Genomic DNA, 24,292 nt, shown 5'->3' on the forward strand with positions numbered 1-24,292 from the left:
TTGGTTTTGGCTGCAAGTATCACCGGCGTCATGGTGGTACTTGCAATCTTGTCTTTTTTTGTTGCCAATGCTTTGTCTCCTCTGGATTTTGAGGAAAAGTTTGACCACAGCACGACAGTCTACAGCCGCAATGGTGAAGTCCTCAGACAGTTTTCTAATTCCAAAGGTATATTTCGCATTCCAATCCATCATCAGATTGAGGAAGGCAATGTTAGCCGACCGGTGTCTGAGGTTTATCTCAGCGCCCTTTTGGAGTACGAAGACAAGTATTTTTACTACCACCCGGGGTTTAATCCCTTTTCGTTGGCTCGCGCCCTTGCTCAGCAAGTCGTAAACGGACGGGTCATTTCCGGCGGTTCAACCATTACCATGCAGGTCGCTCGTATGTTTTACCCGTATGAGCGTTCTTATTGGGGTAAGGTTGAGCAAATTTTCCGGGCTCTCCAGCTTGAACTTCACTACTCAAAGGAAGAGATTCTCGATCTTTACCTGACGCACACCCCTATGGGTGGCAACATTGAGGGAGTGGAAGCGGGTGCCCAGCGATATTTTGGTAAGTCGGCTCAGGATTTAAATTTAACGGAAGCACTGACTCTGGTGGTACTTCCACAGCGCCCCACCAGCACCAGACCAGATCGCCACCCCGAAAGAGCCTTGGCGGCAAGAAACAAAGTGTTGAAGCGCGTTCAGAGTGAGTTAGCACTTACCGATGAAACGTTAAAGCTCTTGTTGGCGACACCTCTGGATGCCTCTCGCTATTTCCCGCCCGTTTTAAGCCCTCTTCTGGCGAGAAGGCTTCATTTAGCCAGCCCTGAACAGCCGACGTTTAGCACTTTTGTTGATCAAACTTTGCAGGCGTCGATTGAAGACTTGATAACTCAGCGTTCAGTGAGTTGGTCAACCGCGCTGTCGAGCGCTGTTTTAGTGATGGATAATGAATCAGGGGAAGTGATTGCTTACAAAGGATCTGCCGACTTCAATAACCTGCGTCGTTATGGTCATGTGGATATGGTGCACGCATTACGCTCTCCAGGTTCCACACTCAAGCCTTTTATCTATGGTCTTGCTCTGGAAAAAAGACTGGTTCACAGTGGCAGTTTACTGATGGATATCCCCATTTCGCACGGAGACTATCAACCGCAAAACTTTAATCGCTATTTCAGTGGTCCTATTCGGTTAGACCGCGCGTTGCAGCTTTCAAAAAATGCCACTGTTGTTCAGGTGCTGAGTCAACTGGGATCACAACAATTTCTCGACTGGCTAACCAGCAGCCACATTCCCCTCAAAGCAAATGACCCGAACCTTACGGTTGCACTTGGCGGAGTGGGTACTAACTTATCGGGATTAGTTTCTTTGTATTCAGCGCTTGCCCGACAAGGAACCGCTGTTCATCCCAGATATGTAAAAGACGCTCCCAGCCACGTAACCCCATTACTCTCGCCCTCTGCAAGCTGGGTAATATTCGACATTCTTTCACAAATCCCACCACCTGAGCGTTTTGCTCCAGCCTATGGCAGAAAAGTGGCATGGAAGACAGGTACCAGCTACGGTTTTCGCGACGCCTGGTCTATAGGGGTCAGCAAAAAATATACGGTCGGCGTATGGGTTGGCAGGCCGGATGGCTCTCCTAACGTAGGAAAGACCGGCGCCAAACAGGCAGCGCCTATTATGTTTGATGTTTTTGACCTGCTCCCGTCAGAAAGTGAACCCATTCTCAAGCCAGAAAATGTCACTGCCAGTGAGGTTTGCTGGCCAAGTGGACTAATGAAAAACAGTGTTGAAAGCGAGCACTGTATCAGTGCACAACCAGCCTGGCTCATTGATGAGCAAGCGCCACCGACGTTGCGCTTTCAGGAGCCTTTAAACACGTTACACAAGTGGCCGACACCACTTCTTCAGTGGTCTTTAGCCAAAGGTGTTTCCTTAACGGACGAGACAGAAAGTGCCACCAAAAAAGTGAAGATACTCTCCCCACAAAGCGGGATGCAGTTTTTTCCTTATCCAAACCAAACTTTTCAGTTGAAAGCATCGAGAGAACCGGTTGACTGGTATTTGAATGATGTGCCGATAGAAAAATCTATTCTAACCTTTGATTCTATGCCAACAGGCAGCCATACACTGACAGCGTGCTCTATTCAGTGCGATAGCGTAGACATTTATGTTTACAAGTAACACTGAGCCAGCAGAATTCGCCTCTCTCCAATTGCGCTACTGATGAAAATCATTTTCTTTATGGTGCATAATTCGCAATAATTCCCGGCAGATAGCGGTGATTTTGAAAACTTGTAACAGCCAAGCCTCATCATTATTTGATCTAAGGCTACAGTTTGCCCTAAGAAGTGTAGTAAAATTACGCTAATTTGATTTAACAGTTACTTTGAATTTGACGAGGTTAGAACTATGTCAGCTAAGAAGCCAATGGCTCTTGTTATTCTGGATGGGTGGGGACACCGTGAAGAAATCGAAAGCAACTCGATTGCGAATGCAAATACACCGGTAATGGACGATCTGCTTGCCACTTGCCCAAACACTCTGATCTCTTCATCTGGTATGGATGTGGGTCTGCCTGACGGTCAAATGGGTAACTCAGAAGTAGGTCATACCAACATTGGTGCTGGTCGTATCGTATACCAAGACCTAACCCGCATTACAAAGTCTATTGCGGATGGTGAATTTGAGCAGACAGAAGCACTCGTTAGTGCTATCGACAAAGCAGTTGAAGCAGGCAAAGCGGTTCACTTGATGGGTCTGATGTCACCAGGTGGTGTTCACAGCCATGAAGATCACATCTACGCAGCTGTTAAAATGGCAGCAGCACGTGGCGCTGAAAAAATCTACCTACACTGCTTCCTAGACGGTCGTGACACTCCACCACGCAGTGCAGAGAACTCACTAAAGCGTTTTGATGCACTGTTCGCAGAGCTAGGTAAAGGTCGTATCGCTTCTCTGGTTGGTCGTTACTACGCTATGGACCGTGACAACAACTGGGATCGCGTGCAAGCGGCATACGAACTTCTGACTGAAGCAAAAGCAGAATTCAGCGCAGACAGCGCTGTTGCTGGTCTTGAAGCGGCTTACGCTCGTGAAGAAAACGATGAGTTTGTTAAAGCGACGGCAATCAAAGCAAAAGGCCAAGAAGACGCAAGTATTCAAGACGGCGATGCAGTACTCTTCATGAACTACCGCGCCGACCGTGCTCGTCAAATCACCCGCACTTTCGTGACAGATTTTGCTGGTTTTGAGCGCAACGTATTCCCATCTGTTGAATTTGTCATGCTGACTCAATACGCTGCAGACATTCCTCTTGCAACAGCTTTCCCACCAGCATCTCTAGACAACACACTAGGTGAGTGGCTATCTAAGCAAGGTAAAACTCAGCTTCGTATGTCTGAAACTGAAAAGTACGCACACGTTACTTTCTTCTTCAACGGCGGTGTTGAAACAGAGTTTGAAGGTGAAGATCGCAGCTTGGTTGCTTCTCCAAAAGTCGCAACTTACGACCTTCAGCCAGAAATGAGCTCTGAAGAGCTGACAGACAAATTTGTTGAGGCGATTAAGTCTGGTAAGTACGACTCCATCATCTGTAACTACCCTAACCCAGACATGGTAGGTCACACAGGTGTTTACGAAGCAGCAGTAAAAGCTATCGAAGCAGTAGATACATGTGTAGGTCGCGTAGTTGAAGCCATTCGTGAAGTAGGCGGTCAGGTTCTGATCACTGCGGACCACGGTAACGCAGAAATGATGGTAGACCCAGCAACAGGTGGCGTTCACACGGCGCACACGACTCTTCCTGTACCGCTAGTATACGTAGGTGAGCGTAACGTTGAGTTTGTTGAAGGTGGTAAGCTTTCTGACCTTGCTCCGACTATGCTTGAGCTAACAGATACAGAAATCCCTGCGGAGATGACTGGTCAGGTAATCGTTAATCTGAAATAATCATTGTCATAGTCAAGAGGCTGAAGAGATTCAGCCTCCCCTTATGGCGGAATTATTGTTAAGGATGAACCTGTTTCAATCACAGCATTCATTTAACGCCAGTGCCCTTCGCACTGGCGTTTTGTCATGTTTTCTGGCTCTCATTTTCCCAGCTCTCAGCGTCAATGCCGCAACGCAAACCGAGTTAAAAGGCGTTAAATCGGAGATTTCGCGTCAGCAGACGCAACTCAACAAGAATCAAAAGCAGCTCAATCAGCTTCAAAGTGCGCTAAAGAAACACGAGCTTTCTATCAACGCGATAGAGAAAGCAATCAGCCAGACTCAGTCTGCCCTGAAAAAAGCCAATGGCAACCTGACTCAGTACCAAAAACAGAAATCTGAATTAGAAGCCCAGCAGAAGGTGCAAAGCGATACGCTAAAAGAGCTGGTCAAAACCTACTACATTACCCGTCGCAAATACGATGCTGCAACACTGCTTCAAAGCGACAATAAAGCCGAATTAGATCGAATTGGTCATTACTTTCAACATCTTGCTAAAGAGCGTACTAAAGCCATAGAAGCGCTCCAAAAAACAGAAGCCGACTTAGAACACAACCACCGTGCACTGACTCAAAAGCAAAAAGAAATCTCTGACTTGTTAGTGACGCAGAAATCTAAAAAGAAAGAGCTAACCACATCGCAATCCAGCCGCAAGAAAACCGTTTCTAAAATTAAAAGTACGATTAAAAACGACAAAACCTATTTAGACGAACTTCAACGCAACGAAAATCGTCTAAAAGCCGAGATAGCCAAAGCCGCTAAGCGCGCCTCAATTCCAATGAATGGTTTAAGCCGACAGAAAGGCAAACTCCCGTGGCCATTAAGAGGCAGAGTGCTTCACAACTACGGAACTAAGCAAACCGGTCAGGTTAACTGGAAAGGCATGGTAATTTCCGCCAAGCACCAGCAACCAGTTAAAGCGGTATACCCTGGTACTGTTGTTTTCGCTGAATATCTTCGTGGGTATGGATTATTGGTACTTCTAGACCACGGCAAAGGGGATATGACACTGTATGGCTTCAATCAAACCTTGATGAAAAAAGAAGGCGATAGAGTCACCGCAGGTGAAACCATCGCATTAGCGGGAGACACTGGCGGGCAAGACAAAACATCACTTTACTTCGAAATCCGCCGCAACAGCAAAGCACAAAATCCTAAGTCTTGGTTGGTGCGGTAATCCAATATTCAGATAAAAAGAAAGGGAGCTTTGAAGCTCCCTTACTTTTAATAAGTCGAATAACTAGATTTAGTCACTACCGAATAAATCACGTGTGTAGACTTTTTCCGTTACATCGTTGAGCTCTTCAACCATACGGTTAGATACAATCACGTCAGAGACTGACTTAAATTCTTCAAAATCTGTCATTACACGCGAATTAAAGAATTGCTCTTCTTTTAGCACCGGCTCGTAAACGACCACTTCAATACCCTTAGCTTTCAGGCGTTTCATAATCCCCTGAATACTTGAAGCGCGGAAGTTATCAGAACCCGCCTTCATTATAAGACGATAAATGCCTACTACTTTTGGTGACTTCTTCAAAATCGATTCGGCAATAAAATCTTTACGAGTGCGGTTGGCATCAACAATCGCCTGAACGATGTTGTTCGGCACATCTTGGTAATTCGCCAGAAGCTGCTTGGTGTCTTTCGGCAAACAGTAACCACCATACCCAAACGATGGGTTGTTGTAGTGGTTGCCAATTCGGGGATCAAGCCCAACACCTTCAATGATTTGTCTAGAGTCTAGTCCCAGAGATTCTGCATAAGAATCTAACTCGTTAAAATACGCCACGCGCATCGCAAGGTAAGTATTTGAGAACAGTTTAACAGCTTCTGCTTCTGTCGAGTTAGTGAACAAAACTTCGATATTTTCTTTTTCAGCACCTTGCACCAACAAACTCGCAAACTTCTCTGCTCGTTCGCTCTGTTCACCAACAATTATACGAGACGGATGAAGATTATCGTAAAGCGCACGCCCCTCTCTCAAGAACTCTGGAGAAAATATCAGATTCTTACAATCTAGTTCTTTTCTAATACGTTCGGTATACCCCACAGGCACTGTAGACTTAATCACCATGGTCGCATTGGGATTGATTGCCATAACGTCTTTGATAACAGCCTCAACTGAAGAGGTATTGAAATAGTTAGTAACCGGGTCGTAATCCGTTGGAGTTGCGATGACGACAAACTCAGCATCTTTATATGCTTTCTCTTTGTCCAATGTAGCAACAAGGTTTAATGGTTTGTCTTGAAGAAAAGATTCGATCTCACTGTCTGATATCGGTGAGAGCTTGTCATTAATAAGGTTTACTTTTTCTTCAATGACATCCACTGCTATTACTTGGTTATGTTGAGCTAACAAAACTGCATTGGATAAACCTACGTATCCCGTCCCTGCTATCGCAATTTTCATCTATACCTACCCTACCGACAAAATCAGATGCGCACCTTTATCGTAAGTACAGCATCAATCTAGATTTGCGCAAATTACACGCTTATTTCGCTCAACGAGAAAGACAATGAGCTTTGTGGTAAATCTAGCAAACTAGATTAGGGTAGGATTATGAAACGGGGATGAAATCAACGACTAAGAGAGTATGAGGATGAAACAAAAGAAAAGAGAGAGGTGGCGACCCACTCATTTGTAGAGATCACACTTGAAGAACAACTCACCTTTAAACTCCACCTTATAAATAACTTCAACTCTCGTTATCGGTAGTTGAAACGAAAAAACTTGTTAAACCGTAAAGCAAGTTTGTATAGTAACCACTCTAAGATACTCGGGTTAATTTGAACTAACTTGCTGTATATAAATAGTAAACGCATTTTGGTACATAAAAGCTACATCTGCTAGGTGTTTTAATGGTATGCTTACGCATCCCTTTGTAGGGGAATTTTAATAAATCTCAAGCATATAAATTCAACTTTACGTCATGTTTCTAGAACTACTATTTGTATTCTTCTCCTCGTTTGCTACGTTATTTTTGATGCGTAAGATAGCCAAGCGTATTGGTTTAGTCGATACCCCTAATGCAAGAAAACTACATACGGGCGCAGTACCTCTGGTCGGGGGAATATCAGTTTGTATAACTCTAAGTCACTTCATTTTGTTTAAACCCGATGTCATCCAAAATAGCGAGCTATTTCTGGGATCTATTGCATTTCTTACAATTCTAGGGGCTCTTGATGACAAATTTGACGTTAGCTTCAAAATTAGGATGGCTTGCCAAGCTTCTCTTTCCATAGCCATGGTGTACTTTGGGGGACTCAGCCTTCATTTTCTTGGAGACATGTTTGGTATTGGCAATATTATCTTTGAATCTCCCTTATTCAGCTTGTTTATAACTACGCTTGCTGTAATTGGAGCTATAAATGCCTTCAATATGGTAGATGGAATTGATGGATTGCTTGGTGGATTATCAATAGTAACTTTTAGCGCGATAGCTATATTGCTGAGTTTAGATTCTCAGCATAATCTAGCATACCTCTGCTTAGTTATTGTTGTCGCGATGATACCCTATATTTGTATGAACTTAGGCTTGTTAGGCAGAACTCGTAAAGTGTTCATGGGGGATGCTGGCAGCATGTTAATTGGGTTTAGTGTTATATGGATACTCCTAAGTGCTAGTCAAAGCAGTAGAGAAGCAGGGGAAACTTTGATACGACCAGTGACTGCTTTATGGCTAATAGCCATCCCATTGATGGATATGGCTGCAATTATGCTGCGAAGAGTTAGAAGGGGTCATTCTCCCTTTAAACCAGATAGAGAACATTTACACCACATATTCCAACGCTTGGGTCTCGGTCCTAAGCAAACACTAATTACTATCTGTTCTATTGCAGCTTTATTTGCAGGGTTTGGTATTTATGGCGAGAGTGTGAATATACCAGAAGTACTCATGTTTAGCCTCTTTGTTGCATGCTTTGTTGTGTACTCAGCAATATTGGCATACATTTGGAAGATAACTAGCTTTCTGAGAGCTAAACTTGGTAAAACGGCAGATATTCAACACTCAAAACTCTAACGAAAATGACCACTAAACTTTAGCTATGAGTTAGTGGTCGCTAAGATAAGAATAGTCAATTATTTGAATGTCAAATGTAAACTCTAGCAACTCTACCTTCCGAGTTTAAAAGGTATTCTTCTGCATAAGCGGGGATAAAAACAGACTCCCCTTTCGCGATAACTAAGCTTTCACCAGAAGTATGTACAACCGTTACAATACTATCTATCGCAAATAAAATCTCTGCACCTTGGACTAATATTTTTTCATCGCTAGCCATAGTAAAGCAATCAAAGCTAAAATCTGGAACTGGTACGGAATAACTATTTTTTCTTCCAAGCACCTTCGGCGCAAGCAACAAAGACTCTAAAGGCTTTTCAACAAATGAAGTACAACGAACTAATTCTTTTACATCAATATGCTTTAACGTTAACCCTGCGCGTAAAACATTATCGGAGTTTGCCATGACCTCTAAACCGGTGCCTCTTATATAAGCATGCGGTGTTCTTGCATCAAGATACATGGCATCACCTGGTTTAAGTGTAAAAACATTAAGCATAAGAGGTCCAAAGAGACCTACATCATTAGGATAAGTTTGTTCAAGATCTAGAATTAAAGTCCAGATATCATTTTCTTTATTTGGTCTCTGATACTCTTTTGCATATTCAATTAGTCCACGAATTGATAGCTCTTTATCCTTATCACCTAGGGACAAAACACCAGTAAAGAAAACCTCCATTCCTTCAGGGGTCATATTCTTTCTGAAAGATTCTACTAATTTTTGAATAACTGGTAAGTCAAGTTTTTCAATAACCCTAGAAAACAATGAGATAATGTCTGCGTATGCTCGAAAACCGTTCATTGCCTGGTAAGTGGTCAAGGCATAAACTAGTTCAGGTTTATGATTGGCATCTTTATAGTTTCTATTCCAAGCAGAACGTAAGACACCTAAATCCTCTTCTTTAGCAAAGCCACTTTCCGCTTCCTCTTTATTTGGGTGAACTTGGATTGACAAAGCACTTTCTGCCGATAAGACTTTAAATAGATAAGGTAATTCTCCAAATTGTTTTTCAACTGAATAAGATAGAATTCGAACTTTATCTCTATTGATAAATTCAGATAAGAGAATATCTTCGTCTTCAAATTGAAGCTTTGAACAGCCATTAGGGTGTGCGCCCATCCAAATCTCTGCTTGAGGCTCTCCGTTGGGATTTTCAATACCAAATAGCTCTTGAAGAGCAGTATTACTGCCCCAAGCATAATTTTGTATTGGGTTATTAAGTTTAAAAAAGTTCATCAGCATTACCATTAAACGAAAAAAGCTTGACTCAGATTATTCCAAGTCAAGCTTTTATATTTCTTATATTTTATTAAACTTGCTGCACACGCAACAAAACAGAGTTTACAAGCGCTTTAGCAGTATCAAAGGACGCAGCTTCAGCATAGCACCGCAATTCTGGAGCATTACCAGAAGGTCGTAGGTGAATGATTACATCATTAGTCAAAGACAATCTCAAACCATCAGTAGTGTCAGTACATTCTACTTTTAAATCCGTAAAGCCAAGCTTTAGCAGTAATTCTTCAGGATTCATCTTGCCATATTCAAGTATTGCTAAACTATTTTCCGTAGGAAAGTTTTGAATACGATCACTATGCGTAAAACGCTGTGGTAGATTACTTACCAAGCTTTCGATCGATGTTTTTTTCGCTAAAGAAAGTAACATTAGCGTTGGTAGAACGGCGTCACGGGTTGGCAACGCTTTTAAAGGCTTCCCATTAACCAACATATCACTTCCAAGCAAATATCCTCCGTTAGCTTCAAACCCAGCAATTATTTTATAAGTTTTTGCTAATTCAGAAAATTCAGCAATGACATAAGGCGAACCAATCCGAGTTTTAGAAACAGCTTTGAACTCAGGAGATCTTGCGATAATAGTGTTACAGCTAACAGGCACAGCCAATGCTTCAACTTGAAGCGCTTGCGAACAAAGCAAGCCTAGGATATCACCTCTCAACCATTCGCCGTTCTCATCAGCAACTAATGGACGATCACCGTCTCCATCTGTTGAGAAAATAAAATCTAAATTATACTGTTTGGACCAAAAACGTGCTTTTTCTTTATCAGATTCAGCCACAGCTTCGGTGTCAATTGGAACAAACTCATCAGTACGTTCCAATGAAATGACTTCAGCCCCAAGTGACTCAAATAAACCTTGATAAATGTCCCTGCCAGCACTTGAATGTTCGTAAATACCTATGCGCTTTCCTTCTAGTAAATCTGAGTCAAACAAATCGACATAACGCTTTCGGTAAAGCTCGGCAGCTCGTAAGTCAATCGTTAACTCAGGCAACTCATCGATACGACTAAAGGCTACTTTCTTGTTTAAGATTGCTTGTTCATCTGCTTTGGTGATCTCTCCATCGGGGCGGTAAAACTTGATTCCATTACGATCAAAAGGTATGTGAGATCCAGTCACCATTATACAGGGCATATTATCTTGCATTGCTGTGTACGCTAGCGCAGGAGTAGGTACAACACCGTAGTAAATAGCCTCTATACCTGCATCGGTCAGCGCTTGAATGACAGATTGCGCCATTGCAGGGCTACTTGGGCGATTATCAATTGCCACTGCAATTTGATTGAAAGTAAAATTTCCACGCATTGATGCGACAAATGCATGAGTAAATGCAGCACAAACGTCCGATGTAAACTGTGTAACGAGCCCCCTTGCACCACTAGTACCAAATTGAACACCTGAAGCCCCAAGCACTTCACTACTGATTAATTGTGTTGCCATAATTTTCCTATCTCAATAAGTAGTTAGTAGTCACCACCAAACTTAGATGCTTGTTCATCAAAACGAACAATATCGTCTTCCTCAAGGTACGAGCCTGAGCGAACTTCGACAAGTTCTAAGGGCACCTGTCCTGGGTTTTCTACAGAGTGCGGTGTACCCACAGGAATATAAGTCGACTGATTTTCAGTAAGAAGGAAAGTTTCGTCGCCTTTTGTTACTTTAGCTGTACCTGATACGACAATCCAGTGTTCAGCTCTATGGTAATGCATCTGCAGAGCTGTTTTTTCTTTTGGTTTTACTAACACTTGCTTCACATGGTAGCGCTGACCTTCAGATACCGTCTCATGGGAACCCCATGGGCGATATACCTCTTGATGTTGCTGACACTCTGCTCGGTTTTGTTGCTTTAGCTGATTGACAATCGACTTTACATCTTGAACCTTTTCTTTATCAGCCACTAATACCGCATCTTTTGTCTCTACGATGATCAGGTTTTCGATACCAACGGTAGCAACGAGTTTATTTTGTGAATAAATGTAGCTATTCTGAGTCTGCTCAGTTAACACATCACCACGAGTTGCATTGCCTTTTTCATCTTTATTGTTCACGTCCCAAAGTGCTGACCAAGAACCAACATCACTCCAATTTGCGTCCATTGGAACGACTACAGCTTTCTCTGTTTTTTCCATTACCGCGAAATCGATTGATTCGTCGGGGATCTGTGAAAACAGTTCAGATGACATACGAATAAAGTCTAGATCGTCAAAATGACTATCGAATGCCTTATCACATGCTTTCAAGATATCTGGTCTGAACTTAGCTAACTCTTCAAGATAGGTAGATGCTTTGAATAAGAACATACCGCTGTTCCACAAGTAGCTACCATCCTCCAGATACTGCTTCGCAGTTTTGAGATTAGGCTTTTCGACAAAACTATCGACACTAAAACCTTGACTTTCATCCGCAGCGGTAACTTTATGACCGGTTTTAATGTACCCATAGCCTGTTTCTGGTGTATTCGCTTTGATACCGAAAGTTACCATATCACCACGTCGTGCATACGGAATGGCAGCTTTCACCGATTGATGAAAAGATTGAGTATCTTTGATTACATGATCCGCAGCAAGAACCAGCATCAATACATCTTCATCTGAAGTTTGGTTTTCAGATAGGGCAAACTTTGCGGCTAAGGCAATAGCAGGAGCAGTATTACGCCCGACTGGTTCTAATAGTATCCCGCTATAACTGCTCTCAATACGGCGAAGTTGCTCAGCAACTAGGAATCGATGCTCTTCATTACAGATAACAAACGGTGCATCGTGTTGTAGACCTACCATGCGATTTAATGTTTGCTGAAGCATTGTTTGCTCGCCAGTTACCGCTAGGAATTGCTTAGGGTATTTTGCACGAGATAAAGGCCATAAACGACTGCCCGAGCCGCCGGCCATAATTACAGGAATAAGCATTATCAACTCGTTGTTAAATGGGAATTACTTTGTAAAATAAGTTTCGGTAGCATAGTAAAAAGAGTTCTTTACAAGGTCAATTTTACATCATACAGATAAAGAATATAAATAATATGTTCTACGACAATTTTCTTTTTAGAATACTACGTCTCAGTCTCTTATATATAGTAGATAAGTTACTTACCTTAAAATAAAGTTCTGAAATTATAACCAAGAACGGATTCCTTTTTTTTAAATTATAGTATTTACTACGAACACCCTGCATTTCCAATAAACTAATGTCTCCATGATTACTGGTTAAAGAGCTGTCGTGGACTCGGAAGCTAGATAAGTATTTTGAAGAACGACTGATTTCTCTATCTAAGCACCTACAAAAAAAATCATAATCTCCAGCCATTTTTAACTGTGAGTCAAACCCTCCAACTTCAGAATATAACTCCGACTTCCAAAAAGTACTAGGTTGACCAAACATACTATAGTTAACATTTTTGAAAAAGGTCTTAATCAAAGGAGGATAGACAACCTTTTGCTTATATTCTTTAGTAAAAATATACATATTCCCAAAGATAAATTCAGCATTAGGTTCATTCATAAATTGTTTTAAAACGACTTCAAGTGTATCAGGTTCATATAAATCATCACTATTTAGATAACAATATATATCTCCACTAGCTAAGTCGAAGCCTTTATTTAATGCATCATACATCCCGCTATCTTTAGAGGATCGAACCAAAACATCAAAGTCTTTAGAGTATGATTCAGCAATCGATAGGGTATTATCTGTTGACAAACCATCAGAAATTATAACCTCAAAATTTTTATAAGTTTGAGAATCAAGAGAATCAAGAGTTTCAGAAATAAATTCTTCACTATTAAAGGTCGGAATGACTATACTAAATTTCATTTTCTGATGCCAACTTCCTTATTATATCCTTAAATTTATATTTTGATTTCCAGTTTAGATTAACAAGTGCCTTACTCGGATTTCCCACACTGATTTTTATATCATCCTTTCTTACAAAGCTAGAATTAAGCTCGTAGTAGTCCTTCAAGTCGAGGTCAAAAAAATCAAAAATCCCTTCTGCTAATTCTTGCAAGCTATGCCCTTCACCGGTAGAAATAATATAATCTTCTGGGGCATCTTGATTTAACATTAAATGCATGGGAACAACATAATCCTCTGCCCAACCCCAATCTCTAATATTATCTAAACACCCCAACTTAACTTTTGAACTATTTCCACTTCTAATATCTTTAGCTGCGTTAACCAATTTTTTACTAAAAAACTTATCCGGTCTAATATTAGATTCATGATTAAATAAATATCCGTTAACACAATACAAATCATAAACCTTCCTGTATAACTTTACCAAGTCTGATGTCATTTTTTTAGCTACACCATAAGGGCTCACGGGGCTCATATCTGACTCCTCGCTAACCCCGTCCAGCGAGGTATTACCAAAAACTTCGCTAGAGCATGCATTATACAAACGTATTTTCACGTTCATATTTCTAATTCCATCAAGAATCATAGTTAAGGGCACTACAAAACTAAATAGCGTTTTTGAAGGCTCGTTAAATGAATGTCCGACAGAAGACTGACCAGCTAAGATGTATATTTCGTCAATCTTTGACCAATCTAAAAATTCATAGAGTTGTGTTTCGCACCAGTAATCCCAACTTGACCACTTATCAACGTATGAATTGTCACAATTACTATCGGTTCTAGACACACCATGAACAAAATACCCTTTACCTTTCAACAACTTAGATAAAAAGAAACCATCTTGTCCCGATGCGCCAAAAATTACCGCATATTTACGCACTATCACACCACCTTTTGTATGGTTTTATTACCATGCACACCGCACACTAAGCTATCACTCTCTATGCAGCTTTAAGCAATCAGATTTATTTACATAAAGCCAATAATTCAGTTCAAATCAAGAATTGAAAGAAACTCTTTCCTCTTTCTATCGTATGAGAAACCGCGTATAAAATCCTTAGCGCTACTACTCATCTCTTTAAGCTTTGACTTACTATTTATAAGAGTAGCGATTTTTTCTACTAGGTCATCAGAGTTTTTAGGCTCAGTAATCAAAGCTGCTCCAGATGAAGCAGCCACCTCTCCAACTCCTGACCTTTCAATATTGCTAGCAATTACCGGTAAACCATAAGCGTAAGCTTCAATCTGAGCCATTCCATACATTTCTTGTTCTGAAATCGATGGAAAACAGAATATATGTGAGCTTTGAAGTTCTAATTCCAATTCTTCTATTGGTAAGTTTTGTCTAATTTTAATTCTTTCTTCAAGATCATATTTTTTTATTAGAGAAGATAATTCTGAATATAGCGGACCACTTCCTATAAGAGTAAGATGAACGTCATAACCCTTACTTACTAATTTTCTAACAGCGTCTATTAAATAGCACTGACCCTTGTAATCTACCAATCTTCCTACATTTAGTAACCTTACCCCTTCACTAAAGTCAAAAGATTTTTCCCTCTGATTCAAAGATACCTCATATAACCTTTGACTTATGGGATAGCTATACTTCCTACACCTTTCCGAAATCGAATCGTAACCTGGCATATTTTTATAATGTTCTGAGGTCGCGCCAAATATATAATCGACTCTTTTCAACAATTTACTTTGAACAAAATCAACAATACGCTCTAGAATTGGGTTACCTTTAGATTCTGCATGCCAATACAGGATTACTTTTCCTCTATATCGTGATAACAAAAGTGACAATATTGACCACGGATTAGGTACATGCAATATTATGTAGTCATACTTATTCGCCTGTTTAATCACATTAAGCAGCATTGAAAAACTTATTGGTGTTCTATGAAAATGTATATAGTCAAATCGACTAATTGATTTATCGATTTCTTTTTCTCTAGGATCACCATAAACGAAAGTTGTAACTTCTATGTCTTTACTCGATAATACTTGGTTCAAATTGTAAGTTACGGTCTCAATCCCCCCCCAATTAGGGGGGTAATATTTGCCAAGTTGCAGTACTTTAATGGCCATTTTTATACCACTTAGATATTTTAGAAGTTAGATTTAAAAAATTCATAAGTAATTTTGAGTCCATCGCTTAAGGATACTTCGGGTTTCCAACCTTTATCTCTAAGTAAAGAGGAATCTAACAACTTCCTCGGTGTACCGTCCGGTTTATCACTATCAAATACAATTTCTCCTTGGAATCCGACTATTTCCTTGATTGTATTTGCAACATCTTTAATACTGATATCTTCACCATAACCTACATTTATATGAGATTGCATATCATCAAGCTTATCGTAATATATATCTTTAGGAAGGTTTATCAGATGAACACACGCTGATGCCATATCGTCAACAAATAGGAACTCTCGCTTTGGTTTACCCGAGCCCCAAACCTTTACAGATGGTAAATTTCCAAGTTTTGCTTCATGAAAACGACGAATTAGGGCTGGGATAACATGGCTATTTTCTGGGTGAAAGTTATCTTTCGGACCATAAAGATTTGTTGGCATTACACTTCGATAGTCTCGCCCATACTCACGGTTATAGCTTTCACACATTTTTATTCCTGCAATTTTAGCAATTGCGTACGGCTCATTTGTGGGTTCAAGCGACCCTTTAAGAAGAAACTCCTCTCGTATAGGTTGTGGTGCCATTTTAGGGTATATACAAGAAGACCCCAGAAACAGAATTTTATCTACATTGGCTAAATGAGACCCATGAATAAGATTATTTTGGATTTGGAGATTATTATAAATAAACTCACCAGGATAATGGCTATTTGCATAAATACCACCAACCTTAGCCGCAGCTATAATTACAACATCTGGTTTTTCATTAGACAGGAAATCAAATACTTCACGCTGCCTTAATAGATCTAACTCAGATTTATCTCGAACTAATAGCTGTACTTTACTTTGCTTACTCAAAATACGGCAAATAGCACTACCAACCATGCCATTATGCCCTGCAACAAAAACCTTCATTGGATAACCACTCCACTAAATTTCCAAGGATACAGGAAGAGCAAGTCCATTTGTTTGTAAAACCAGAGATCTTTTTGCGTTTTTCAGATCTTCTGCAACCATTTCTGCGCACATTTCTTGAACTGTAATTTCTGGCGTCCAACCCAGATTTTTTTTAGCTTTAGTTGGGTCCCCCAATAAGGTATCAACTTCTGCTGGTCGGAAAAACTTCTCGTTAACTCTTACGATTACATCACCAACTTTGACCTCAGGAGAAATCGATTGATCAACAGACTTTACAATGCCTATTTCTTTTACACCCTCGCCCTGAAACTCAATATCTATACCGAGCTCCATAGCTGACATCCTTACAAACTCTCTCACAGATATCTGTTGACCTGTCGCAATAACATAATCTTCAGGTTTGTCTTGCTGCAACATTAACCATTGCATTCGAACATAATCTTTGGCGTGCCCCCAATCTCTAAGAGAGTCCAAATTACCTAATTCAAGCGCGCTTTCTAATCCCTGCGATATATTCGCCAAAGTCCTAGTTACTTTACGCGTAACAAAAGTTTCACCTCGTCTTGGAGACTCATGGTTAAATAAAATACCGTTACAGCCATAAATGCCATATGACTCGCGATAATTCACGGTAATCCAATAGGCATACATTTTAGCAACGGCATAGGGTGAGCGCGGGTAGAAAGGGGTAGACTCTCTCTGAGGAACTTCTTGAACCAAACCATATAACTCTGAAGTAGAAGCTTGATAGTATTTACTTTTCTTTTCAAGCCCATTTATACGTATTGCTTCTAACAATCTTAATGTTCCGATAGCGTCAACATCAGCAGTATATTCAGGAGATTCAAATGAAACTGCCACATGAGACATTGCACCTAAATTATATATTTCATCTGGTTGAATCTGTCCTACTAACTGAATCAAATTGGATGTGTCTGTGAGGTCTCCGTAATGTAGATGAAGATTTGTGGTACTTTGCTTAACTAGATCAATTCTTGTTGTGTTGAATGAAGAAGAACGACGTACCAAACCGTGTACTTCGTACCCTTTTTCAATTAGAAACTCAGCTAAATAAGAGCCATCTTGCCCCGTAATACCTGTTATAAAGGCTTTTTTCATACTCTGTTATCCTTTAAATTACTGCTAAAAAACACCCAACATAGACACATTATAAAAGGAAAGTTAAAATATCCCATCCCTCTAACGAATAGTAATACTAAAATAGAAACGCAACACACAAAACCGAATGAAATTTCTTTGTCTTGTACTAATTCTTTAAAAGTAATTTTACTCAGAAACTGCCTAACTTTTAATAGTATGTATATAACTATGCCAAATCCAAAAATACCAAACTCTGAAACTATTTTCGAAAATAAAAAAGATCCGTCACTAGCATTTAGTGGGGCTCCCAAATATTGCGTTATGTCTTTTGTATAAATACCATATTGAGATCCTACCCCACATCCCATTTGATTTATGCCCACACCTAGCCCATTTGTATTGACTAAGTATTCATAAAGCATGCTCCATCCGTTTAACCAAACAATAGAGCTCAACGCCGAATCTTGGATATCACTTCCCGTATTAATTATCCCAGTAGCACGCGCTATTGTATCATGCATACCAAACGTGACCATCAGCAGAGCAGCTAAGAAAGTGACGATAGGAAAGGTTAATGCTAGAGACAAAAAACCATATCTAATATACAGTAGTAAATTAGTAGCAATAAACAAAAATACAATTGCTGTAGAACTGAATGCAAACCAAAATATTATTGACAAACAAGTAAGTGCGTAAACCCTATTCCCTAGAAAAAATAGATATAAAGTTGATGGCAAGCTAAATATGGCCAAATGCGAATATTCTGAATACAATCCAACTTTACTTCTCGTTTCATGGGCAAATATATCAATAACACTATAACCCACAATTGATAATAATAAAAAAAATACTGTAAATCCAACAATCATATAGTGAAGGATAGGCTCAGACAAAGTATTAAAAATCACTCTATTATTATATACTATAAAGACAGATAATAGCATAAGCAATGAAAGTACCTGCTTAACTCCAAGGTTACAGGAATTAAAAAAATAGGAAACCACAAAATGTATTGAAATTAAAAGAAAGGCTATTAATAAACCTATATTAACTCTTAAGTTAAGCCCTTTCAAAGCTAATAGTATAGCTAATATCAATAAAGACACAGCCATTGGGTATATATTTAACCCAATTATTTTTTCTATTATTTGAGAAAAAGTCGCTAAAGATAAAAAAATAAAAATTAACGAATATGAAGACCGAGTATTATAACTAATTCCAGATATTTTTAACATGTTCATTGATTGTTTTATCGGCTCTAGTTTTGTAACTAACTAACGTATCCATAGAAGCTTTCGAGCAACGAAGCCAATATTTCTTTTCATTAATTCTACTTAAAAGTATTGGTAATTCTTCAAAATCTTCGGGTTCAAAAAATAAATCATAGTCCCTTGGAAAGTAATCTGCTACACCACATCTTCTTGACAAAATTGTTGGAGTCCCAAATACGGCGGCTTCAAGAGGGACTAAACCAAAAGACTCATACCATATTGAAGGCATAATGACAGCTCTTGCCTCTTTGATATAGCTGCTAATCCTATCTTTATCACACCACCCAATGTGCGTGATCAAGTCAGTTTTAGGAAGAACTTTTCCATCAATATCACCAATCACCTTCAGTGGTATTTGATATTTTATGCATGCCTCTATAAGCTGATGATAACCTTTCTCATCGTCAAGTCTCCCAATATACAATAGGCCTGATCTAGAGTCAAAAGAAGCTATTTTATCTCCTATCGATAAAGAAATCTGATTGAGTACGACATTTGTAGAATAACCAAAAGCGCACAATTTAGCTTTAGACACTTCTGATATAGAAAGTATTTCAGGTTTACGAAAGAAAAATACCGCTTTTTCAATGCTAAACTTAACTCTCCTAAGGATTCCCTCAAACCAGTTTCGCTTATCACATTGTGTTAAATAGCATCGCCCTCCTCCTCCTCTAATTTTACATGGCTTATGCGTTCTAAAATTATAATGAGCTCCATTGGGACATATAGTAAAGTAATCATGAGCAGTTAAAAATACCTTTCTCTTTCGAAAGTTAGGTATAGAAAGGAATAGGCTTGAGGTAAACTCATTAACGTAAGTATGTACGTATATTGTGGAGTCAATTGAGAAACTTATTAGCAGTTTTTTTAACAAGAAAAAAGATTTAATGTTGAACAAATAATTCAAAACTTTAAGAGGTTTCCAATGACACTGTACGGGAAGGCAGACTAGCGATACATTATTATCAGAAAAATATCTTCTTGTCTTATCGTCAGATTTTGTACATACAAATGTAACATTAAACTTTTCTGATCTAGCCATGTTAATTGCAGAATCCACTGCAACCCTTGCAGCCCCACCGTTAACAAAGCCATAGTCAGATATTATAATTACTTCTCTCTTTTTAAGCATGTTCCTGGTTTCACGATACTGCTCTCTTCTACTTTAACCCCGCGTAAAATTGTTGCATTCGCACAGAGCCATGAATTTTGACCGATGATTATATCACCATAGCGTTTTCTCATGAAGTCTATCTTGTTGCTAGTTTTGTTAGAAATATAGTAGTCGTTATCAGTAATAGTACAAAAATGTGCAACTCTTACGCCACTGTTAATCGTTATTCCACTCTGACAATATATAATGTTATAAGGACCAATCCATACGTTATCCTTAATATCCAATATTGCACCATTTAAAACGTGTATTACGCTCCCCGATGAAATACGAGAATTCTTCCCTATAGTCAACTTTGCGCCAGGCTCGACTCTAATTTCGGCAAAAATAGATATCCAAGCTTTGTATTTTATCAGTGAAACAGCTCTCAAATAAATTGAATTGAAATATATCACTATCCTGGATTGTACTTTTTTGAACTCCATTTTAACCATTCTCTAATTTTTTATAACAAATCAAGATAAAATTTAGAAGTTTCCTTCCTCATATTATCCCATGTAAACCTAGTATTACTCTTAGAAAGAAAGCTAATGTTCTCTAGTGCGACGTCATTTAGATTGTAATCATCCATTAGTTCGATCAATACACCAGTATCATTGAGGTCAAATACAAATTTGTGAGGACAAAATAATTCATTAAATACACTATTACTATGGACTATCGTTCTACATCCGCTCGCTATTGACTCAAAGGGGGTTAATCCAAAACCCTCATACAAGGAGGGTACGATATGTAAGTATGCATTTCTATAAAAATCATTTAGAGTTTCATCGTTTCCTTGAACATGCATGATCTCGTGTTGGCTCAACCCTAAGAACTTAAGTTTACGTATCTCTTCGACACTAGCAGGCGCACCAAACGCTACAAGCATTCCTCCATTTTTCCGAAAAGAGGACATGGAATAAGCTTCTAATAGTGTGCTAAAATTTTTGTATCCGTTTCGACCGCCTACAAATAAAATATAAGGGTTGTTTTGACGAAAGCAATTAAAGTCATCTAGCGTTCTACTATCACCTTTTTCAAAATCAACACCAAGATATATTGTCTGTATTTTGTCATCTGGAACCCCGTAAATATCAATCACATCTTGTGCAGTTGTATTCGAAATAGAAATTATCTTATCTGCATTTTCAATGCATCTACGTTTTTGATATATAACTAATTCATCATTAAAATCAACTCCAAACTTCTCATGAATACAGTCGTAGACAGTAATTACATTACGACTATTATCACTAAAGCTATCATAGTCATAATAGCTTAAGTGACGAATATTACTGTGATTATATTTATAGTATTTTCTATTAATTTCCTTCTGAACTCTATTTATATATCGATTGCTGAACATCCCATATTTACCCGGTAAGTACTCATTATCACCGAATATAACATCACAGCTAACGCTCAACTTATCATCTTCTATTTTTTTGAGTTCCGAGAAGTATCTAGATATTCCACCTACAGTTTGAGAGTGAAATATCTCCGGAGATATGTTTACCTTCAGCATCTTATCATTTCTTTAAGCTTATCTTGAGAGCACTTTATCCATTCTTCCAAAACCGAATTAACACGTTCATAATCCAAGTTGCAATCTAGTTTATCAACTATTGATGATTCATCAACAAACCTATCATTCAACCTTAATCTTTCAACTACAGTCTCTAATTTATTACGTCGATATAAATCTTCATAAATAAGAAATTGTTTATTGAACTTCAAGGAAAACATAACGCCATGAAACATTGACGTAACAACCATCTTACTACTAGAAAGAATATCTATAAACTCAGATGGAGATAATGATATCAAACTTTCAATACCTGCAATTCTATAGCCTATCGCTATTACTTTTAGATTTTTCTCATCGGCATAAGCTTTAATCTTACGAATAAAAACGTCAGGCAAACCTGTCGAATATATTACGATAGTATTCTGGTATTCAATCAAATCAATTTTATCTATATCACACAAAAATACCGGATCACAGACAATATCTGTCTGCCTTTCAAGGCATTTAGATATTATTGATTCTGAGTTTAAGTCTCTCGTAGTTATATGTTCAAAATCACTTAATGCGTTTACAACTTCTTCAGGTAGTCGTTTATTTCTGTCAACAGTTCCAAAACTAGGGGCGTAAGATATCTTTTTCTGGCTTTTGGTCCCAACTTTCCCAAAAAACGTCAATTCTAATCCTATCAGTGGATTAGTAAAGTTCCATATCTCATCAGCTCCAAATACCAGGATCTCTATACCTAAGTCGTTAATTCTATCAACTTCAACTAACTCGAAATTTTCCTTTTGATAGCTTCTAAACTTTCTTAGTTTAAAGTAGTTCTTAATTAATAAGTTAATTCTCTTGGTAAAAAACAAAGTCTTCAATTCATTATACTTAAGACTTTTTGGCTTATAATCAACTATATAAACTTCATGACCTAGTGATTTTAAGAATTGAGCTAGACAACTTGCCTGCCAATATGCACCATAATTTATCCCATCATGATAAGTAACTGTAGCTATTTTCATTTTATTTCATCTACTATTTCAATTTCTAATTCGGTTTTTATGTTTGTAACTTTCCTGAATTCCTCTATATTACCTTTGAATTCATTATAACTTAAACCCTTATTAACGAAACAATTCAAGGTGAACTCTGATATATTCTCTGACAAGGAATCAGGTATCCCTCTTGAAATAACTGTATATTTCCTAATAAGATTTGAATACGTTTTATGTCTGTCCGTTGTTAGTTTTGATATGATACGGATCATTATTTCAGCTATCTTATCAAGTCTATTATCTTGGAAAATATCTTTATATATATTTCTAGTCGAAAATGTACTTCCAAGGTTAGGGTACTTCTTTTCTTGATAAGAACCTCTCAATAACTTAACCATGTCAACATTTTCAGTACTACTTTTTTCCTGTTTGTCAGTTTTCTTTAAGTTTGAAAGTAGACAGCTTATAATGATTGCATCCTTATAATCGCCACTTCTAAAAATACTATTTCTCCATTTAAAGTCACATTCTCTCTTAGATATTGTTTCGATTGAACCATTTTTAGTTATGTATGTTATGCTCTCTATGAAATCGGAGATACAGCTACCATAAGAACTGGCATTCATGTAAATTCCACCACCTACAGTACCAGGTATACCTACCAAACCTTCGAAGCCGAGATAACCTTTTTTTAGAAGAGATGTCGCTAATGTTGGCATAAGTGCACCCGCGCCAACTTCAATTTTCTCGCCCATTATCTTAATATTTTTTAAATACTTGAGCGAAATTCCAATGGTCTCAATCCTACCATCACGAATAAGAACGTTAGATAAATTCCCTAAAACAAAGTAGTCCAGATTTTTCTTATTTAGATAGTTTACGATTTCGAAAACTTCGCTTACACTTTTGGGAAAGTAAACAATATCAAAGGTCCCACCAATTTTTACGTGACTTTTCTTTGACGTATCATAGTCTCTTTTACATAAAATATTTTCTAACACACTTTTTCCTCATTCTTTGCTTTATAAATAACCTTAATTAAAAGCGTGCAAATTAATACAGAATATCCTGCTACAACACAAAAGGGGACATATGTAGAATTGTCAGCCCCAAAAATTAGAAGCGAAAAAACATAAACTAAAGTCGCGATTAAATTATGCTTGGACACGCTTAAGTTATTTCCAGTAGAAATTAGCATGGTTTGAATCATAGAAGCTATATGCGATAAAACCACGTACATTACAATAGGGAGAATAAACTTAGCATCACTATGAAATTTATCGTCAATGAAGAACTCCAAGCCGAAATTAGCAATTGGGATATAAAAGGCACTACCACCAATTGCAATTAATGAAAATATCGCTACAAACCTGGACTGTGTTTTTATTTTTTCCTTATTCCTATACACCGATGTATATATTACCCTACCAAAACCATTGAGACAAAGATCAAGCGGAAGACATAAGCTATATATTAAAAAATACCCTCCAGCAGTATCCATTCCATGGAGTTTACCAATAAGCAATTTATCTGAATGTAAGAGAAACCATGTCATTATTGAAAGAGGGTATAATTTCGTTCCTTCCACGATCCATTTTTTTTCGAGTAACTTTATAGAAAATCTATATAGAGAACTATTTATCTCTCGATAAAATGGTAGATATAAACCAACTACTATAGCAAGAGCTCGGGTTAGGTAATCTAGTTCATTGAGAGCAAAAAATAGTAGCGTAATAGATATGTTAACAGTCATACCCACTAACTGCAAAATACCGAAGCCTTTAGCATCGTTATTTAACTGAAGCTTCATCAAATGGAGTGAACTGAAGGAACCAAATAGTGATGCAACCAATGACAATAAAATCAAGTCAACATGTATAGGAAAAATTATGTAAAGAGCAGCTGTAAAAGTTACTGCAACTATGAAAAAAAAACCGAGTTATTCTGCAGATTCTCTAACAAAAATTTATTATCTGAGCTGAAATTGCGGGATAATATA

The 24,292-nt window shown here is 38.4% G+C and carries 20 protein-coding genes; 4 read left to right on the forward strand and 16 right to left on the reverse strand.

Annotated elements, in window-relative coordinates:
* The first annotated feature begins 6 nt into the window (after positions 1 to 6).
* From pbpC to RH89_RS18730, 3 genes are all read left to right on the forward strand, one after another.
* A complete protein-coding gene (pbpC, locus tag RH89_RS18720; RefSeq protein WP_158091123.1) occupies positions 7 to 2,172 on the forward strand; it encodes a penicillin-binding protein 1C in 2,166 nt (721 codons plus the stop codon).
* Between the two features lie 228 nt (positions 2,173 to 2,400).
* The gene (gene gpmM / locus RH89_RS18725; protein ID WP_004405407.1) at positions 2,401 to 3,939 is read left to right on the forward strand and encodes a 2,3-bisphosphoglycerate-independent phosphoglycerate mutase; all 1,539 of its coding nucleotides are present in this window, start codon (positions 2,401 to 2,403) and stop codon (positions 3,937 to 3,939) included.
* A 64-nt stretch (positions 3,940 to 4,003) separates the two neighbouring features.
* Entirely contained in the window at positions 4,004 to 5,155 is a 1,152-nt protein-coding gene (locus RH89_RS18730; RefSeq protein ID WP_004405409.1) for a murein hydrolase activator EnvC family protein, read from the forward strand.
* Between the two features lie 69 nt (positions 5,156 to 5,224).
* Here RH89_RS18730 and RH89_RS18735 read toward each other — a convergent pair whose 3' ends face one another.
* Positions 5,225 to 6,391, reverse strand: coding sequence for a nucleotide sugar dehydrogenase (locus RH89_RS18735; protein WP_004405411.1), 1,167 nt, complete (start codon positions 6,389 to 6,391; stop codon positions 5,225 to 5,227).
* A gap of 520 nt (positions 6,392 to 6,911) precedes the next feature.
* Here RH89_RS18735 and wecA point away from each other — a divergent pair.
* On the forward strand, positions 6,912 to 8,003 hold the full coding sequence (gene wecA / locus RH89_RS18740; protein WP_004405416.1) for a UDP-N-acetylglucosamine--undecaprenyl-phosphate N-acetylglucosaminephosphotransferase: 1,092 nt from the start codon (positions 6,912 to 6,914) through the stop codon (positions 8,001 to 8,003).
* Positions 8,004 to 8,073: 70 nt separating this feature from the next.
* On the opposite strand, the gene manA is transcribed toward wecA, so the two are convergent.
* From manA to RH89_RS18815, 15 genes are all read right to left on the reverse strand, one after another.
* The gene (manA, locus tag RH89_RS18745; RefSeq protein ID WP_004405417.1) at positions 8,074 to 9,279 is read right to left on the reverse strand and encodes a mannose-6-phosphate isomerase, class I; all 1,206 of its coding nucleotides are present in this window, start codon (positions 9,277 to 9,279) and stop codon (positions 8,074 to 8,076) included.
* A 73-nt stretch (positions 9,280 to 9,352) separates the two neighbouring features.
* Positions 9,353 to 10,780 (reverse strand): phosphomannomutase, encoded by a 1,428-nt coding sequence (locus tag RH89_RS18750; protein WP_004405418.1) that lies wholly within the window; start codon positions 10,778 to 10,780, stop codon positions 9,353 to 9,355.
* 23 nt (positions 10,781 to 10,803) lie between these two features.
* Complete coding sequence (locus tag RH89_RS18755) at positions 10,804 to 12,246, reverse strand: mannose-1-phosphate guanylyltransferase/mannose-6-phosphate isomerase (protein WP_004405419.1); 1,443 nt, start codon at positions 12,244 to 12,246, stop codon at positions 10,804 to 10,806.
* A gap of 118 nt (positions 12,247 to 12,364) precedes the next feature.
* Positions 12,365 to 13,150, reverse strand: a complete 786-nt coding sequence (locus tag RH89_RS18760; RefSeq protein WP_004405420.1) for a glycosyltransferase family 2 protein — start codon at positions 13,148 to 13,150, stop codon at positions 12,365 to 12,367.
* On the reverse strand, positions 13,140 to 14,072 hold the full coding sequence (locus RH89_RS18765) for a GDP-mannose 4,6-dehydratase (protein WP_004405421.1): 933 nt from the start codon (positions 14,070 to 14,072) through the stop codon (positions 13,140 to 13,142). The genes RH89_RS18760 and RH89_RS18765 overlap by 11 nt, the downstream gene beginning before the upstream one ends.
* A gap of 107 nt (positions 14,073 to 14,179) precedes the next feature.
* The gene (locus RH89_RS18770; protein ID WP_004405422.1) at positions 14,180 to 15,286 is read right to left on the reverse strand and encodes a glycosyltransferase; all 1,107 of its coding nucleotides are present in this window, start codon (positions 15,284 to 15,286) and stop codon (positions 14,180 to 14,182) included.
* A gap of 20 nt (positions 15,287 to 15,306) precedes the next feature.
* A complete protein-coding gene (locus RH89_RS18775) occupies positions 15,307 to 16,248 on the reverse strand; it encodes a GDP-L-fucose synthase family protein (protein ID WP_004405424.1) in 942 nt (313 codons plus the stop codon).
* A 15-nt stretch (positions 16,249 to 16,263) separates the two neighbouring features.
* Positions 16,264 to 17,370, reverse strand: a complete 1,107-nt coding sequence (gene gmd, locus RH89_RS18780) for a GDP-mannose 4,6-dehydratase (RefSeq protein ID WP_004405426.1) — start codon at positions 17,368 to 17,370, stop codon at positions 16,264 to 16,266.
* Positions 17,367 to 18,587 carry a hypothetical protein gene (locus RH89_RS18785; RefSeq protein ID WP_038146660.1) on the reverse strand — a complete coding sequence of 407 codons (1,221 nt, stop codon included), beginning with the start codon at positions 18,585 to 18,587 and terminating at the stop codon, positions 17,367 to 17,369. Before RH89_RS18785 ends, gmd begins: the two co-directional genes overlap by 4 nt.
* Complete coding sequence (locus RH89_RS18790) at positions 18,565 to 19,755, reverse strand: glycosyltransferase family 4 protein (protein WP_004405429.1); 1,191 nt, start codon at positions 19,753 to 19,755, stop codon at positions 18,565 to 18,567. The genes RH89_RS18785 and RH89_RS18790 overlap by 23 nt, the downstream gene beginning before the upstream one ends.
* The gene (locus RH89_RS18795) at positions 19,734 to 20,222 is read right to left on the reverse strand and encodes an acyltransferase (RefSeq protein WP_038146663.1); all 489 of its coding nucleotides are present in this window, start codon (positions 20,220 to 20,222) and stop codon (positions 19,734 to 19,736) included. The genes RH89_RS18790 and RH89_RS18795 overlap by 22 nt, the downstream gene beginning before the upstream one ends.
* A gap of 20 nt (positions 20,223 to 20,242) precedes the next feature.
* Entirely contained in the window at positions 20,243 to 21,304 is a 1,062-nt protein-coding gene (locus RH89_RS18800; protein ID WP_004405433.1) for a glycosyltransferase, read from the reverse strand.
* Positions 21,298 to 22,320, reverse strand: a complete 1,023-nt coding sequence (locus RH89_RS18805; RefSeq protein ID WP_004405434.1) for a polysaccharide pyruvyl transferase family protein — start codon at positions 22,318 to 22,320, stop codon at positions 21,298 to 21,300. The genes RH89_RS18800 and RH89_RS18805 overlap by 7 nt, the downstream gene beginning before the upstream one ends.
* A complete protein-coding gene (locus tag RH89_RS28830; protein WP_004405435.1) occupies positions 22,317 to 23,294 on the reverse strand; it encodes a UDP-N-acetylmuramate dehydrogenase in 978 nt (325 codons plus the stop codon). The genes RH89_RS18805 and RH89_RS28830 overlap by 4 nt, the downstream gene beginning before the upstream one ends.
* Positions 23,288 to 24,103 (reverse strand): polysaccharide biosynthesis protein, encoded by an 816-nt coding sequence (locus tag RH89_RS18815; protein WP_004405436.1) that lies wholly within the window; start codon positions 24,101 to 24,103, stop codon positions 23,288 to 23,290. The genes RH89_RS28830 and RH89_RS18815 overlap by 7 nt, the downstream gene beginning before the upstream one ends.
* Positions 24,104 to 24,292: the final 189 nt, after the last annotated feature.

The organism is Vibrio nigripulchritudo ATCC 27043, from assembly GCF_000222685.1.
Classification (GTDB): Bacteria; Pseudomonadota; Gammaproteobacteria; order Enterobacterales; family Vibrionaceae; genus Vibrio; species Vibrio nigripulchritudo.